Source organism: uncultured Methanobrevibacter sp., assembly GCF_902769175.1.
Taxonomy (GTDB): domain Archaea; phylum Methanobacteriota; class Methanobacteria; order Methanobacteriales; family Methanobacteriaceae; genus Methanobrevibacter.
Window position 1 is genome coordinate 35,090 of the sequence record NZ_CACXNW010000010.1, and the last position, 17,229, is coordinate 52,318.

The window sequence follows — 17,229 nt, forward strand, 5'->3', positions numbered from 1 at the left end:
TTTCTTAAAATTAATCATTCAATATTTTTTTAATTTAATTATTCACTCTTCTGGAGTTTTCTTAAAATTAATCATTCAATATTCAGGATTTTCCTTTTTAAATTCATCGTATGTATCATATTTCAATACATCCAAGAGGAATTTCTTCTTTTTAGGTCCTAAATTGTCTAAATAGTCTTGGTAATATTCAGTCTTTTTTATCTTTTCATAATCTTCCTTGATTAGATTAAACAAAGGTTCCTTTGCATCTTCTGTAATGTCCATCAATGCCATTCTTGGACCATTGATCTTGTATGCTATCAAATCAAACTTGTAATCCTCATAGAATCCATTGTCTACAAATCTTCTCATGAGTTCGCATCCTGCTTCTACAGTATCCAAATAGTTTGCATCTACAACATGTGTTATTGAAGCATTATGCTTTCTTCTGTAATAGAAATGTTCTCTGATAATTGATATTCTTTCTGCCTTAAGGTAAACATAGAAAAAGAAAGGCATGTCCTCAAAGTATATTCCCTCTGGAAAGCTTGCATCAATAGAATCCAAAAAGCTTTTTCTATAGATTTTCTGACAGCTGCTTACTGACAAATCAAATAAAAAGTCTTTAGTCTTTTCTGGAGAAAATACGATACCATCAAAACTTTCATCAAGATTATTTAGGTTAAACCAGTCATTTTCATAAATGCGACCTGTTTCATCATCATAATTTATCATTTGATACATTGTAATGTCTGTATCCTTTGCTTTAGCTTCATTGTATGATATTTCAAATGCATCTTCTCTAAACCAGTCATCTCCATCAAGAAATGTTATGTATTCTCCATTAGCTATTTTCATGCCCTTATTTCGGCTTGCTCCAAGGCCAATGTTTTCCTGGTCAATGACTTTGATCCTTGAATCATCCTCTGCATAGCTATTGATGATATTTAAGGTATTGTCTGTTGAGCCATCGTTTATTATGATGATTTCTATATCTTTAAGGGTTTGACCTACAACGCTTTCAATAGCCTTTTCAATGAATTTTTCCTCATTATACGCTGATAGAATAACTGATATCTTTATGTCATTCATTTTAGAACCTTTTTTTATATTTGATATTTTCATATCATTTTTTTCTTGTCTATTAGATAATTGCTTTTCTAATAATCTATTGTAAAAGTTTGATTTGGTTTATTAGACCAATAACTTTTCTAATAATCTATTGTAAAAGTTTGATTTAGTCTATTGGATTAATTTTTTTTTAAATAATTTAGTAAAATGTTTTGATTTAGTCTATTAGACCAATTATTTTTTAAATAATCTATTGTAAATATTCTTGTTTTTATATTTAATCCAACCTTTAGTTGATTTAACGGTTTTCATCTCATTTTTAAGCTTTTTATTATCCTTTTTAGCTTTTTCAGCATCATTCTTTAGCTTTTTGCTGTCCTTTTTAAGAGCCTTATTTTCCTTATTCAATTTATTGCTCTTGTTTCTTAGCTTTTGAACCTCATTGAATTCATCATATTCTGAATACTTTAAAACATCTCTGTAGAAAGTGAAATTTTTCTTTGTTAAGACTTTCTTAAAGTCCCTTTTATAATAAATCTCATTTAGTCTTCTTTCAAAGGTATAATCAATCTGCTTTACAAAGTCTTCATGCATTATCTTGTAGAAATATGGCTTGTGTTCATCGTCTGTCTGATTAAGTCTGTTTCTGCAGGCATTAATCTTGAAATTCAAAAGATTTTCCTTGTATAAATCATAATATCCTTCTTCCTGGAATAAATCCACCGCCATAGAACTTATTAAAATCACATTAACATTATTTTTATTATATGATCCCATTACAGAGTCATTTCGTCTTCTTCTATAGTATAAGTGTTCCTTATAAAATGACACTCTTTCTGCCTTTAGGAATATCTTAAAGAAGAAAATATTGTCTTCAAATGTAATTCCTTCCTTGAATCTGGCATCGATTTCTTCAATAAATGACCTTTTGTAGATCTTATTGCATGGGCTGACTGAAATCTTGAACATTCCATCTACATCGATTGTATCCTTATGGTTGAAGACCTTTTCTGTGTAATCGTCACCAAGGCATTTGATGTCATAGTATGACTCGGTATAGACTTCGCCAGTGTCATCATTATAGTTGATTAATTGGAACATTGCAAAATCCAAATCATTTGATTTGACAAGGTCAAGTACCTTTTCATAGGCAGTTTCATCTAAAAAGTCATCGCTGTCCATAAATGCAAAGTATTTACCATTTATGTATGACAATCCTCTGTTTCTGGTAAATCCTGCACCCTTATTTTCATCATTCCTAAAGACCTTTATGTTGTCATATTTCTCTGCATATCCTTTAAGGATATCAAGGGAATTGTCAGTTGACCTGTCATCAATGCAGATTATTTCTATATTATCTAAGGTCTGATTTAGAATGCTGTCCAAACATTCATTCAAGTATTCTTCAGAGTTGAAGACAGGCATGACAACGGAAAGATTAATCTCTTCCTCAACATCATATAGCCTTTCCAATTTCTTATAATGCCTTATTGTAAATGATTTGATTTCATCAGATTCAAAAAGAGCCTTCAGGTCTTCATTCATCAGATTTCCATAATATTTGTCAGCTTTAAAGTCATTTAAAACATTTTGAGCATTAAAGTCCAATTGGTTCTCTTCATCCTCATTAATTATCCTTGGCAAATATTTCTTTATTAAATTAAAGCCTTCTTCCTTCTTGTCTTCATCGATTAAATAGAATTGATAAAAGATGTGTGGAATGAACTTTTTATAGAAATGCTTTTTATATTGATTGAATATGGATAATTCCTTTAGATTTTCCTTAATCTCTAAAATGGTTTCAAAATATTCACTTGAAAGGCAATTGTCTTTTGAATTCAAGTCTTTTGATTGATCTTTTAGTAATTTGATTGAATTTTTCTTTAAATAAGCCATTCTTTTAGCTTTTAAAACAGTTTCATAATAAAACAAGATTGATGAAAATTCAGAGTCTTCATTAAATGAGATATTGTTTTCCTCTAAAAAGCTTTTTTTGAAAATCTTATTAATGCAAATTGAAGGAATTTCAAAAATAACTTCTAAAATATCTTCATGATTAAAAATAAAATTGTTTAAAACGTTATTTATGGATGAAAGTTTATTGTCATTGTTTAAATATATTTTATCATATTTGGCATTGGATTTTTCATTATCATTTTCCCTTTTCTCTTCAGCTTGAATAGGATAAAAGACAAGGTCTAAATCACTGCCATCTAAGGCTTCCATTGCATCTTTAATAAAATCTTCCTTTTCAATAATGCTGTTTTCGGTTAAAAATAGAATATATTTTCCATTTGAGTTTTTTAAACCATAATTCCAAGCGGTTTCTTCCTCTTCAAATTCGTTTTCCAATATTAATGTATTGTCTGATTTATTTTCAATAATTGAATCAATATCTTTACTTTCTATTTTTGAATTATTGATTATGCAGACTATTTCCATTTCGCTATAGCTTTGAAGATTCAGATTGCTTATACTCTTTGTATAATTTTCTAAATCAGTAATTGGAATAATTATGGAAACCAAGTTTTTCATGAAATGCACCTTAGATGATAATTTGATTAAAATTAATTATTTTGTTTTTTGATTCTTATTTAGATAATAAATTTGAATTTAATTTGTATATGAATTGATATATAATATATTATAAGTTTCTTATTATTAAATTGAATTATTTATAAACTTTAAAAATATATATTTAATTAAAAGATTTATTAATGAGTTTAGATAAACTTTTTATTGATTTTAATAATATTTAATTAATGATTTAAGATATGAGAATATTTCATTTATTTTAATAATGTTTGTATTATGATTTCAAGATAATAAGAGATTATTTCATTTATTTTAATAATATTTATTTAATGATTTAAGATATGAGATTATTTCATTTATTTTAATTAATTACTAATTGTTAAGGAGATTGAAATGAGCAAAGATGAAAATGTTGAAGATTTGGTAATATCCTATAGGTTCCCTCCTTCAGATGATGTTTCAGGAATCATATTGGCTAAACGGGTCATTGAAGATGGGAAAAAGGTTGATCTTCTTAATGTGTCTGCAGGGGATGAATCAGACCATGCCTTTGAAAATCTGGTTAATGAGTTTATATGTGAAAAGAAATCCATTGAAATGGAGCATGACCCAAATTTCCTAAATGGAATCAAGGAGTATGTGGAAAAAGGATTAAAAGCTATTGAAGAGTTTGATAAAGACTATAAAACCATTAAAAACAGATCATGGCCACTTGCCACTCACTTTTTGTCTTTTGAATATAAATTAAGAAATCCTAAAGTATACTGGAGAGCTGAATTTTCAGATCCTTTGCTTTTCAACATCTACAATGAAAAAAGGGACTTTGTAGATAGGGATATAAAGGATCAGGAATATATTGATAAGGTCAATGCAGAGATTAGAAAACTAAATGAAGAGGGAAATCATGATTTTCCAGAATTGGAACTTGGAGCAAATGCATTTTTCCTTTCTGAATACCTTCCATTTTTATTTGCTGATGAAATTCTCTTTACAAATCCAAATCAAAGGGAAATCATGTTGAAGCAGTTTCCATATGACGTTTATGATTTTGTTATGGAAAAGTCAAATTTTAGAAGGCATCCGACTTTAGATGAAAGATTCTATCATGTCAAGGAAGCAGAGATTGATTTGGATTCAGATTCCATAAGCATCGGTTATTTCGGCACTTACATTGGGAAAAGACATTTTGAATCCATTTTCTATGGGTTTGAAACATTGAACCATAAATATAAGGATAAGCTTAAGTTTTACCTATATGTTTCAGATGCAAGATTTTTAAAGGATCTCTCTAAAGATTTGGAAATATCCGATAATCTCATTGTAAAGGATAAATTGTCCTTTCTGGAATTCTTGAATGTAACCACTAAATTTGACATCTTATTGCTTAATGATTCAGTTACAAGTGATGTTTTTGAAATAAATCCATATTTGCCTTCCAAATATGCAGATTATTTAGGCTCCAATACCGATATTTGGGCAATTTGTGAGGAAGGAAGCGTTTTAGATAGTTTTGACCATAAGTATAAGTCATATTTGCAGGACTATAATTCCACCAGAGATGTCTTGCTAAGGATTCTTGAAGACAATGGCTTTAATGATGATGCAGGGTTTAAAAATGAAAACGAGTATTATGCTGACCGTTTCACTTCATTGAATAAGCTTCTTGAAATTGAGCATAAAAGGAAAAATTCCAATTTAGAAGAAGTTAAAAAATTGAAAAAAGAACTTAAGAAACTTAAAAAAGACAATAATAAGTTAAAAAAAGAGAAGGATAAGTTAAAAACAGAAAATAATAAATTATCCAAGAAAAATACTGAAATATTATCATCTAAAAGTTGGAGGATTACAAAACCTCTCAGAGATTTGAAACCTAAAAAGAAATGATATGTGGGTTGATTTTTGCCCTTTTCTTATCTTGAATTTAAGGAAATGATATGTTGGGTGTGGTTTTTTGCCCATTTCTTATCTTGAATTTAATGAAATGGTATGTTGGGCTTGGTTTTTTTGCCTATTTATTATCTGGCAGTGTATTTTTCCTGATTTAACTTATTCAAATAGAATGTTGCTTGTGAATTCAATGCATCATTCATTTGCTTTAGTTTATATTCCATAAGACTGTTTGAACCAATGACATTCTTATAATCCAAGTAATATGAATAGCTTATTCTATCATATAAATGCTCTAAATCCAAATCAGATTCCATTTCAATGATTTCAGATTTGATCTTAAGGAATAAGCTCTCTCCTTCATCATCATCTCCAATATCATCAATTTCATCTATTTTTTCAATTAATTTTTTTATATTTTCATCTTGATTTAGATAGAAGTATGCTAATCCTTCATCTTTTTTAATGTCAATGGAATAGTTAAACTTCTCCAATTCATCTAAATCCAAATCAAAGATCTTTTCCTTATAGGTTTTTGCCAAGGATTTGAAAACAGACTTTCCAAAGATATTCACATAATCCTCATTTTCAATGATGTGTTCCATATCTCCTTTAAGATATTTGTTGCTTAGGAAACCTTCCTTAAAAATGGTTGGCTTTGATATTGCTATGATTCTTTCACCTAAAATGAAGTCTTCCAATTCATTTAAGATATCCTCAAAGCTTGAATTCAATATGCTTAATTTGTTTCTAAGCTTTATCTTATCTGTGCTGATGTCTGTTTTTCCAAATAGTATGTATTGGTTCTCTTCAGTTGGATTATAGCCAATTGAAAATATTAGATTATAGATTTCAACCTTTCTAAGGTTTTTGACATCAATGAGTATTGTAAAAGGAGTCAATTCCTTGCTGTCCCTTATCTCTTCATTGTCCTTGAAGGTTGAAACGTATTTCAAATCCAATTCCTTAATTGGATTGTCATTGTGATTATCTTTAAGAATTCCATATTTCCTTAAGCTGAATTCATATTCTTCTGGAGTTTCTGAATTCAATATGGCTTTTTCAAGCAGTTTAAACAATCCTTTAGGATTGTCCATTGAAATCTGATTGAAAAATGTGTTGACAAAGTGGAATCCATAGACTTCTTCCCTGTTTACTTTGTTTAAAAGCTCATCTGGGATTTTGTCATAGTCTTCCAAGTCTTGCCATCTTAATAGATTATTTAATGAAAAGCTTTTTAGGTATTTATTGTAATCCTTAAAATCATTTTTTAGCATTTTGGAAACTAATTTAGGTCCAGTTTCACCATGGCTTACATCGGAACCTCTCATTTCTGCATAATCAAGCATTGCCTTAACGCAAGGATCCTCTTTTGGGAATCTAATGAATGCATTGTTTGTATGCAAATAGAATTCCTTTTGAGGTTCAGAGCATATGATGATGTCATCCAATCTTGAAATGTTTTTGATAAGAAGGATATCCAAGTCTAGCCAAGTTCCTCCAAGCTCGTAGAGCCTTTTCAATCTGAATAGATTTGCAAATCCTGAAAATGACTGTGTATCCTTATATCTGAATATTTTTGATTTGTCCATGATGGTATTGGCATCTATTACCTTTACGCCATCAGGAATATTGCTTAAATTGGTGTATGTGTAGATTATAACTTCATGTCCTGCTAAAACCATGGATTTTAGGGATAGGTATACCAATGGTGGAATGGCTCCATCCTCTTCGCTAATCCATAATGTAAACACTTCATTTTTATCAAATTCTTTATCATTCATTTAAATCATCATTTTTAGGTTTTAACAGAATTGAATTTTTTAAAAGGAGATCATTATAATTCCTTTAAATAGAGTTAATTTTTATTTTTTTAACAATTTAGTTTAAAATTGTTTGTAAACTTTTTTTTTAATTAATTTAGTTGAAAATTACTTATAAAGCCTTTTTAACAGCTTCTGTAACTTCCATTGTAGAGGAACTTCCACCTAAATCAGGTGTCAATGTTTTTGCCTCATTCAAAACATTCAATATTGCAGAGTTTAATCTTTCTTCCGCTTCATATTCCCCTAAATAATTCAACATCATACATGCTGAAAGCATCATTGCAAATGGATTAGCTATTCCTTGCCCTGCAATGTCTGGGGCTGATCCGTGAACAGGCTCAAACAATGCATTGTCTTCTCCAATGTTTCCAGATGGAATCATTCCTAATCCTCCTACAAGCCCTGCTCCTTCATCAGATAAAATGTCTCCAAAGAGATTTGTAGTTACAATGACTTCAAAGCTTTTTGGTCTTGTAATGAGGTAAATTGCAGTTGCATCTACATAGAAGTCTTCAGCATCTATCTCATCCTTATACTCTTCAGCCACTTCATAAAAGATTTCCTTAAACAACCCATCAGTGATTTTCAATACATTTGCCTTATGGACTCCAGTGACTTTTGACTTATTGTTGTTTTTTGCATATTGGAAAGCATAATCTATAATCCGTCTTTCTGCCTTATCAGTTATGATTCTTCTAGCTATTGCTCCCTCTTCTGTATACTCTTCCTCTTTTGCAATATACATTCCTTCTGTATTTTCCCTTACAATCATAAAGTCAATATCTTCAAAGAGAGCATTTGTATTTGGGTAAGTTTTAACAGGTCTTAGATTTGTAAACAGCTTTAGCTCTTGTCTTAGCCTTACTATAACATCTGCAGCAGTTTCTCCAGCAGCACCAAAGAGACATGCATCAGAATTTTTTGCAAGCTCTATGGTTTCATCAGGTAAAGCTTCTCCATTGTTTTCCTTGCATTCGTCACCTGCTTCACCATAGGTGAAATTAAAGTCAATATCCAATGATTCTAAAACATTTATGGTTGCTTCCATTACTTCCTTACCGATTCCATCTCCTGGAATTACTGCAATATTGTACATAAGATGTCTCCTAATTTAATTAATGAAAATTATAATATTGTTTTTTTTTAAAATTTTAATTCTATTCATTCTTTTCCCTAAGATAATTGATTAAACCGCCGGCTTCAAGTATTTCCAACATGAATGGGGGCAATTTCTTAAATTCATATTCCTTTCCGCTTTCAGATATGATGATTCCCTTTTCCATATCCACTTCAATCTCTTCACCATCTTCAATGACCTTAGAGATTACAGGTGCCTCTAAAAGGAGAACTCCTACATTTGTAGCATTTCTATAAAAGATTCTTGCAAATGATTCAGCTATTACAGCAGATATTCCACATCCTTTGATAGCTATTGGAGCATGCTCTCTGCTTGATCCGCAGCCAAAATTAGTTCCTCCAAGAATGAAGTCTCCTTCATTTGCCTTTGACTTAAAATCAGGAACCAATCCTTCCATACAATGCTCTGATAATCTTTCTTCATCAGTATAAATCAAATATCTTCCTGGAAGAATGATGTCAGTATCAATGTCATTACCGAATTTCCAAACTTTTCCTTTCATATAATCACTCCATCGATAAAATCCCTTATTTTGGCACTGCAATTCTTCCTTCAATCGCTGATGCTGCAGCTACCTTTGCAGAAGATAAATACACTTGTCCTTCAGGACTTCCTTGTCTTCCCTTAAAGTTTCTGTTAGATGTTGAAAGGCTTACCTCTCCAGGACCGATAAGGCCAGTATGCCCTCCAAGACATGGACCGCAACATGGAGCAGATACAAGAGCCCCTGCTTCAACGAATATTTTGATAAGACCTTCATCTAATGCCTTAAGGTAAGTCTCTTTAGATGCTGGAATAACCAACAGTCTTAGGTCATTTGCTATTTCATTGCCCTTTAATATTTTAGCGGCATCTCTCAAGTCTTCAATTCTTCCATTTGTACAGGAACCTATGAAAACCTGGTCTATTTCAATGTCACTGCATTCGCTTGCAGGCTTTACATTATCCACATTATGTGGACATGCTATTTGGGGTTCAAGGTCGCTTACATCAATGTCAATCATTTCAAGACCTTCAGAGTCAAGGTCAGTATTAAGATTGGATTTTTCTATAAATGCCTTTAATCTGTTCCTATTTTCTCCGCTAACTCTATCCTTGAGGTAATCGTATGTTTTTGCATCTGCCTCAATCAATCCTGTCTTTCCACCCATTTCAATAGCCATATTTGACAATACCATTCTATCTGAAATATTCATTTGGGAAATGGTTTCACCAGCAAATTCACAGGATTTGTAGGTTGCTCCATCAGCTCCAACCTGTCCTATGATATTTAGGATGATATCCTTTGCAGAAGTGTTTTCCTTTAATTTTCCATCAATGTTAAATCTTATTGTTTCAGGAACCTTAAACCATAATTGTCCAGTTGACAATACCATTGCCATATCTGTTGAGCCTATTCCAGTTGCAAATGCTCCAAGAGCGCCATAGGTACATGTATGTGAATCTGCACCTACTATAACAGTTCCTGGAATCACATGGCCCTTTTCAGGCAAGACTTGGTGACAAACACCTTCCTTAACGTCATAAAAGTTTTCTATTTGTTGCTCTTCAACAAATTTTCTCATTAGTATATGATTATTTGCAGAGTCAAGTGAGTCTGCTGGTACTTGGTGGTCAAATGGGATTACAATCCTTGAAGGATCCCAAACCTTTTCAGTTCCTATTTTATTAAAGGATTCAACTGCCAAAGGGCCAGTCAAATCATGCATCATAGCTATATCAATATCTGCCATGACAATATCACCTGCTACAACTTCCCCTTTACCGGGAGCTCTAGCGAATATTTTTTCAGCCATTGTAGACATATTTTCACCTCAAAAAGAGTTAAGTATTTATTAATAAGTTGATAATTATTCGTTTGTATTATTTAATTAACCAGTTTTATATATTTGTATAAATATCTATTAAATATTTGTATCATTTTAAATTTTGTTCATTTTGATTTTTTCTGTATTATTTTCAATAGATTTCAATTCAAAATATTTTGAATCAATATATCTTCTAATCTGGATCTTAGGTAATTTTTCTATTCTTATTTTTTTATTTTCTTTATTACTTGATTCTAAATTCCAATCCTTTAATTTTCACATCATTTATGATTATTTATTGTATTTGTATACTAATCCTTTAATTTTTTAATCATTCATGATTATTTATTGTATTTGTATAGGTTTCCAAAGTTTATCAACACAATATCCTCTGGAGTTTCCTTAATGATGTTTTTAGTGTCAAAGATAATTTTTGATTTCATGTTTTTGGATAGCAAATCATAGTCCAATTCCTTGAATTCATTATGGTCAGTCAATATTAAAACCATTGATGAATCTTTTGTAGCCTCATCTAAATCAAAATAATCTGGATTATCGAAATGAGGGTCATGGATAACTATTTCATATCCTGCTGCCTTTAATCCACTGATTATTTCAAATGCTGGGCTTTCTCTTGCATCATCAGTATTTCCCTTATATGCCACACCTAAAACGCTGATCTTTTCAGCATCCTTATCGAGATTGGAAAGTATCTTTCCTGTATTCTCTATTACAAATCCTGGCATGCTGTTGTTTGTATCCCTTGCCAATTTAATTATTTTGGCAGTTTCAGGAGCCTTTGCATAAATGAAGTATGGGTCAATTGCCAAGCAATGTCCTCCAACTCCAGGACCTGGGCTATGTATGTTTACTCTTGGGTGCTTGTTTGCCATTTCAATTACATCAAGGGCGTTAACGCCAATTTCAGCACCTATTTTTGCAAGTTCATTTGCAAGTGCAATGTTTACATCTCTAAAGGTGTTTTCCATACATTTGGATAATTCTGCTGTTTTAGCTTCAGTTTCAATTATTTCCCCTTTCACAAAGGTTCTGTAAACATCTGCAGCTTTTCTGCTGCACTCTTCAGTTATTCCACCAACGATTCTGTTGTTGTTAACCAATTCATTCATGATCTGTCCAGGTAGAACTCTTTCAGGGCAATGAGCAAGGAACAAATCTTCTCCAACGACAAAGCCTGCATTTTCAAATATTGGCTTTATGACTTCATCAGTTGACATAGGAGCTATTGTTGATTCGATGATTACAACATTTCCTTTCCTTAAAACAGGCAAAATTGAATTGCATGCAGAAATTACATAGCTTAAGTCACAGCTTAGGTCTTCCTTTACATAAGGTGTAGGAACTGTGATGATAAAGGTATCTGCCTCTTCTGGGGGTTCTGATGCGCTATAGTGTCCTTCTTCAACAGCATTTTTTATGGCATCTGAGATGCCCGGTTCTTCTATATGAGCTATTCCTTGATTTAATTTTTTTACAATTTCCTTATTCACATCAACTCCAAGAACTTCACATCCTTTTTTAGCAAACAATGCTGCAGTTGGCAATCCAATGTAACCTTGACCTACAATACAAATTTTCATGATTATCGCCCTGACATTAATTAATTTTAGATTTCCTCATTTTATGATAATTAAATTTTGAATAATAAAAATTATCTTATATCATCAATAATTTTTCCATATTTTCAATAAATATTCTAATTTTTCAATAATTATTTTAGATTTTCAATAAATATTTTAAATTATCAATATTTATTCTAAATTATCAATATTTATTCTAAATTATCAATAATTAGTTCATATTTTCAATAACTATTTTAAATTATCAATAATTATTCCATAGTATCAATAACTATTCTAAATTATCATAAATATTTTATATATATATTTATTATTAATATATTATAAATATTTATTAAAACCATATGATAGATAATTCTTATTTTTTCATTTTTTTCAGTCTTTTGTTTCATCCTCTATTTTTTTTTAAAATTTTTTAAAGTTTGATTAAATATATTTATATTTTATAAAATGAAAAATTATATTATAATAATTTATTAATTAAGGAGTTTAACATGAAAATATTAATCACTGGTGCTTATGGAATGTTAGGATCTGACTTAAGGGAAGTTCTTAAGAATTATGAATTGATTTGTACTGGCTCTAAGGATTTGGATATAACTGATGAAGATGCTGTAATTGATTTCATCAGTGAAAAAATGCCTGATTTTGTCATTAATGCTGCAGCCTATACTGCTGTTGATGATTGCGAAACCCATTATGATGAGGCATATGCAGTAAATGCAATAGGTCCTAAAAATTTAGCCATTGCATGCAAAAAGATTGATGTTCCTTTAGTCCATATCAGCACAGATTATGTTTTCGATGGAAGCAAAAAAACTCCTCTTGTTGAAACTGATAAATTAGGTCCTCAAAGTGCTTATGGAAAGACTAAGCTTGCAGGTGAGCAGTTCATACAAGAGAATGCTGAAAAGTATTTCATTCTTCGTACTGCATGGCTTTATGGTCTTCATGGAGGCAATTTTGTGAAAACAATGCTTGAGCTTGCAGAAAGCCATGATGAGATTACTGTAGTCAATGACCAGATCGGCTCTCCAACATATTCATTGGATTTGGCTGTAGCAATCACCAATCTTTTAAACAGCGATAAATATGGAATTTATCATGTAACTAATGAAGGTGAATGCTCATGGTATGAATTTGCAAAATTGATATTTGAATTTTCCAATATTGATGTAAAAGTCATTCCAGTCAGCACTGAAGAGTTTCCAAGACCTGCTCCAAGGCCTCACTATTCTGTTTTAGACAATAAAAAATGGAATGCATCAGGATTTGTTCCTATGAAAGATTATAAAGAGGCTTTAGGTGGATTTTTATCATTATATAACTTTTTTAAGACAATGAAAAAAATATAATTTTTAAAAAGTTTAGATTAATGAATTTTGTTTATTTGAGAATCAATCATTATTTTAAATAGTATACATTAATGATTTTGATGTTTATTTGAGAATTAATCATATTTTAAAATTATATTATTTGAAAATGCAATTAAATTTTTATTAAGTCGTGATAATATGAAAGGAATCGTATTAGCTGGTGGCTCTGGAACTAGATTGTATCCAATCACTAAAGCTCTATCTAAACAGTTATTGCCTTTATATGATAAACCAATGATTTATTATCCCATATCTGTTTTGATGTTGGCGAACATTAAAGATATTCTAATTATTTCAACTCCTCGTGATTTGCCTGTTTATAAGGAATTGTTAGGGGATGGCTCTGATTTGGGAATCTCCTTTTCTTATGCCGAACAGGAAAATCCTAATGGATTGGCAGAGGCTTTCATTGTAGGGGAGGAATTCATCGGGGATGATAATGTTGCTCTCATTTTAGGAGACAATGTATTTCATGGACACAGATTCACAGAAATATTGGAAAGGGCATATGACCTTGAAGAAGGTGCAATCATCTTCGGTTACTATACAAACCGACCAGAAGATTTCGGTGTTGTAGAGTTTGATAATGAGTGGAATGTTTTATCCATTGAGGAAAAGCCAGAACATCCTAAATCAAATTATGTTGTTCCAGGTCTTTACTTCTATGATAATGATGTTATTGAAATTGCTAAAAATGTAAAGCCTTCCGATAGGGGCGAACTGGAAATAACTTCTGTTAATGAAGAGTATCTTAATCGTGGCAAGCTTAAGGTAGAATTGCTTGGTAGAGGTATGGCTTGGCTAGACACTGGTACTCATGACGGTTTGCTTGAAGCAAGTAACTTTATTGAAACTGTTCAAAAAAGGCAAAGCTTATACATTGCCTGTTTAGAGGAGATAGCTTATTTAAAAGGATACATAACTAAAGAGGATTTATTGAGATTGGCTGAGCCACTTAAGAAAACCGAGTATGGTCAATATTTGATTGGACTCGCTGAAAGAAAACTTTAATTTTGGTGTAAAAATGGGTAAATTTAAAATTATTAAAAGTGAAATTGAAGGTGTATTCACTGTAGAACCAACTGTTTTTGGTGATGAAAGAGGATATTTCATGGAAACTTACAATGAAAATGATTTTAAGGAAGAAGGAATTGATTTGACTTTTGTTCAGGACAATCAGTCAAAATCATCAAAGGGAGTTTTAAGAGGTCTCCATTTCCAATACACTCAACCTCAAGGTAAATTAGTCCGTGTCATCAAAGGAGAAGTTTTTGATGTAGCTGTAGACCTTAGAAAAAAATCAGCCACTTACGGCAAATGGGTTGGAGAGATACTCTCTGAAGAAAACAAGAAACAGCTTTTTGTTCCAAAAGGATTTGCACATGGATTTTTAGTATTGTCTGATGAAGCTGAATTTGTTTATAAGTGCACAGACTTTTACAATGGAGACGATGAAGGTGGAATCATTTGGAATGATCCGGAAATAGCCATTGATTGGCCATTGGATGGTATTGGTGAAGAGAATATTCTATTGTCTGAAAAGGACCAATTATGGAAACCGTTGAAGGAAACTGAAACAGACTTTTAATTGTTTTAATGGAATTATAAATTTTTCATTGGATTATATATTTTTTAATTGAATTATAATTTTTAATTAAATTATAATTTTTAATTGAATTATAAGTTATTATTATTTTAGAAATTAGATGATTGATTGATATTGTTTAACTGAATTTAGTATTATAAGTGATTTTTATGACTAAAGTTTTAATTACAGGTGGAGCAGGATTCATTGGCAGCAATTTTGTAAAGTATATGCTTGAAGAATATCCTGATTATGAAATAGTTAATTTGGATGCCCTTACATATTGTGGAAATCTTGAAAACTTAGAGGATATTGAAGATAATCCTAATTATACCTTTGTAAAAGGGGATATTCGAGATGAGGAATTAGTGGATTCCATTGTTGCGGATGTTGATTACATTGTTCATTTTGCTGCTGAAAGCCATGTGGACAGAAGCATAGAAAATCCTCAGATATTCATTAAAACAAACATTATTGGAACTCAAGTCTTATTGGATGCAGCTAAAAAGCACAACATTAAGAAGTATTTGCAGGTCTCTACTGATGAGGTTTATGGAAGCCTTGGCAAGGAAGGATATTTCACAGAAGAAACTCCTATTCAAGCAAACAGTCCATATTCAGCTTCAAAAGCAGGTGCTGATTTGATGGTAAGAGCTTATGGAGAGACATTCGACCTTCCTATTAACATAACTCGATGTTCAAACAATTACGGCCCTTATCAATTCCCAGAAAAATTGATTCCATTGATGATTTCAAATGCTTTGGATGATAAGGAATTGCCTATTTATGGTGATGGAAAGAATGTTAGGGACTGGCTTCATGTCTATGACCATTGTACAGCTATTGATCTTGTTCTCCATAAGGGAAAATTAGGTGAGGTCTATAATATCGGCGGACATAACGAGAAGGAAAACATTGAAATCGTAAAGCTCATATTAAAGGAACTTAATAAGCCAGAATCATTGATTAAATTTGTTAAAGACAGATTAGGTCATGATAGAAGATATGCAATTGATTCCACTAAAATCACTGAAGAATTAGGTTGGAAACCAAAATATACCTTTGAAACAGGTATTATAGAAACCATTAATTGGTATTTGGATAATCAAGATTGGATGGAAAAGGTAAAATCAGGAGAATACCAAGAGTATTATGAAAAGATGTATTCTAAAAAGTAATTTTATATTTTTATTATTTTAAATTTAGTAATTTTATAATTAATTTTAAAACCCTAATTTAATAATAAAGCCATAATTTAATTATAAAACCATAATTTAATAATCAAATAATTAATTTTTATCAGTATTTATTTTCATAGGAATGTGATCATATGAAAGTATCAGTAGTAACACCAAATTATAATGGGATTAAATTCTTGAATAACTATTTTGAAACCTTATTGATTCAAAGCAGGTTTATTGAAGAAATCATTATAATTGATAATGCTTCTACTGATGGCAGCATAGAGTTCATAGAGGAATTCATTAAAAGCCCTAACTATCCGATTGACATAAGGCTCATAAAAAATGAGGAAAATTTAGGATTTGCTCCAGCAGTCAATCAGGGAATTGCTTTGGCAAAGTGCGAATATATCTATTCCCTCAACAATGATGTTGAATTGGAATGGAATGCATTGGATGAAATTATAAATGCAATGGAGGACTCTATCGATTTAGGTGAAAATCCATTTTCAATACAGTCAAAGATGATTCAACATTACAATAGGGCTTTGATTGATGATGCAGGAGATGAATACACTATACTTTCTTGGACAAAGAAGACAGGAGATGGCCAGCCTATAGAGAAATACAATGAAAAAAGGGAAATCTTCTCTTCCTGTGCAGGTGCAGCATTGTATAGAAAGTCTGTATTAGAGGAAATAGGACCATTTGATGAGAATTTCTTTGCCTATGTTGAAGATGTGGATCTTGCTTACAGGGCTCAGATATATGGATATAGGAATTATTATTGTCCAAATTCAATTGTTTACCATTATGGCAGTGCAACTAGTGGAAGCAGGTACAATGAGTTTAAAATCAAATTAGCTGCTCGAAATAATGTATTTCTGATTTATAAAAACTTCCCTCTTATTCAAAAGATAATCAATTTCATATTTTTATTCATTGGATTTTTAATAAAATATCTCTTCTTCCTAAGGAAAGGATTTGGTTCCTTATACTTGGAAGGAGTAAAGGAAGGATTAAAAAATAGAAAGAAATTAGCAAAAACTCCATTTTTAGGAAAGAATTGGAAAAATTACTTTAAAATAGAATGGAAGCTTATTAAAAATACATTTGCTTATCTTAAAAAATAGTTGTTGATTTGTTAAATGAATTGGTTACAAGTTGTAGCCAGTTGAAAGCAGAGAATGAAAAATCATTTCAATTTATTTATATTAATGAAATCATTTAGTTTAATTGTAT

13 protein-coding genes are annotated in these 17,229 nt (G+C 30.9%); 6 read left to right on the forward strand and 7 right to left on the reverse strand.

Annotated elements, in window-relative coordinates; translation table 11 throughout:
- Positions 1 to 75 precede the first annotated feature (75 nt).
- On the reverse strand, positions 76 to 1,071 hold the full coding sequence (locus QZV12_RS04615; protein WP_295617929.1) for a glycosyltransferase family 2 protein: 996 nt from the start codon (positions 1,069 to 1,071) through the stop codon (positions 76 to 78).
- A 213-nt stretch (positions 1,072 to 1,284) separates the two neighbouring features.
- On the reverse strand, positions 1,285 to 3,585 hold the full coding sequence (locus tag QZV12_RS04620; RefSeq protein ID WP_295617932.1) for a glycosyltransferase: 2,301 nt from the start codon (positions 3,583 to 3,585) through the stop codon (positions 1,285 to 1,287).
- Between the two features lie 393 nt (positions 3,586 to 3,978).
- On the opposite strand from QZV12_RS04620, the gene QZV12_RS04625 reads away from it, so the two are divergent.
- Positions 3,979 to 5,469 (forward strand): hypothetical protein, encoded by a 1,491-nt coding sequence (locus QZV12_RS04625; RefSeq protein WP_295617935.1) that lies wholly within the window; start codon positions 3,979 to 3,981, stop codon positions 5,467 to 5,469.
- A 131-nt stretch (positions 5,470 to 5,600) separates the two neighbouring features.
- Here the strand turns inward: QZV12_RS04625 and QZV12_RS04630 are convergent, their stop codons facing one another.
- From QZV12_RS04630 to QZV12_RS04650, 5 genes are all read right to left on the reverse strand, one after another.
- A complete protein-coding gene (locus tag QZV12_RS04630; RefSeq protein ID WP_295617938.1) occupies positions 5,601 to 7,256 on the reverse strand; it encodes a glycosyltransferase in 1,656 nt (551 codons plus the stop codon).
- A gap of 151 nt (positions 7,257 to 7,407) precedes the next feature.
- Positions 7,408 to 8,394 (reverse strand): isocitrate/isopropylmalate family dehydrogenase, encoded by a 987-nt coding sequence (locus QZV12_RS04635; protein WP_295617941.1) that lies wholly within the window; start codon positions 8,392 to 8,394, stop codon positions 7,408 to 7,410.
- Between the two features lie 61 nt (positions 8,395 to 8,455).
- On the reverse strand, positions 8,456 to 8,938 hold the full coding sequence (locus QZV12_RS04640) for a 3-isopropylmalate dehydratase small subunit (protein WP_295617944.1): 483 nt from the start codon (positions 8,936 to 8,938) through the stop codon (positions 8,456 to 8,458).
- 25 nt (positions 8,939 to 8,963) lie between these two features.
- Positions 8,964 to 10,241: a homoaconitase large subunit gene (gene hacA, locus QZV12_RS04645; RefSeq protein WP_295617947.1), complete on the reverse strand. Its 1,278-nt coding sequence runs from the start codon at positions 10,239 to 10,241 to the stop codon at positions 8,964 to 8,966.
- Between the two features lie 344 nt (positions 10,242 to 10,585).
- Positions 10,586 to 11,845: a nucleotide sugar dehydrogenase gene (locus QZV12_RS04650; protein ID WP_295617950.1), complete on the reverse strand. Its 1,260-nt coding sequence runs from the start codon at positions 11,843 to 11,845 to the stop codon at positions 10,586 to 10,588.
- Positions 11,846 to 12,339: 494 nt separating this feature from the next.
- Here QZV12_RS04650 and rfbD point away from each other — a divergent pair, with 494 nt between their 5' ends.
- The 5 genes from rfbD to QZV12_RS04675 all read left to right on the forward strand — a co-directional run bounded on the left by rfbD (position 12,340) and on the right by QZV12_RS04675 (position 17,120).
- Complete coding sequence (gene rfbD, locus QZV12_RS04655; protein WP_295617954.1) at positions 12,340 to 13,200, forward strand: dTDP-4-dehydrorhamnose reductase; 861 nt, start codon at positions 12,340 to 12,342, stop codon at positions 13,198 to 13,200.
- A gap of 159 nt (positions 13,201 to 13,359) precedes the next feature.
- Complete coding sequence (rfbA, locus tag QZV12_RS04660; RefSeq protein WP_295617957.1) at positions 13,360 to 14,232, forward strand: glucose-1-phosphate thymidylyltransferase RfbA; 873 nt, start codon at positions 13,360 to 13,362, stop codon at positions 14,230 to 14,232.
- Between the two features lie 13 nt (positions 14,233 to 14,245).
- Positions 14,246 to 14,809: a dTDP-4-dehydrorhamnose 3,5-epimerase gene (rfbC, locus tag QZV12_RS04665; protein WP_295617960.1), complete on the forward strand. Its 564-nt coding sequence runs from the start codon at positions 14,246 to 14,248 to the stop codon at positions 14,807 to 14,809.
- 167 nt (positions 14,810 to 14,976) lie between these two features.
- A complete protein-coding gene (gene rfbB / locus QZV12_RS04670; protein ID WP_295617963.1) occupies positions 14,977 to 15,984 on the forward strand; it encodes a dTDP-glucose 4,6-dehydratase in 1,008 nt (335 codons plus the stop codon).
- A 152-nt stretch (positions 15,985 to 16,136) separates the two neighbouring features.
- Positions 16,137 to 17,120 (forward strand): glycosyltransferase family 2 protein, encoded by a 984-nt coding sequence (locus tag QZV12_RS04675; protein WP_295617966.1) that lies wholly within the window; start codon positions 16,137 to 16,139, stop codon positions 17,118 to 17,120.
- The last annotated feature ends 109 nt before the right edge of the window (positions 17,121 to 17,229 follow it).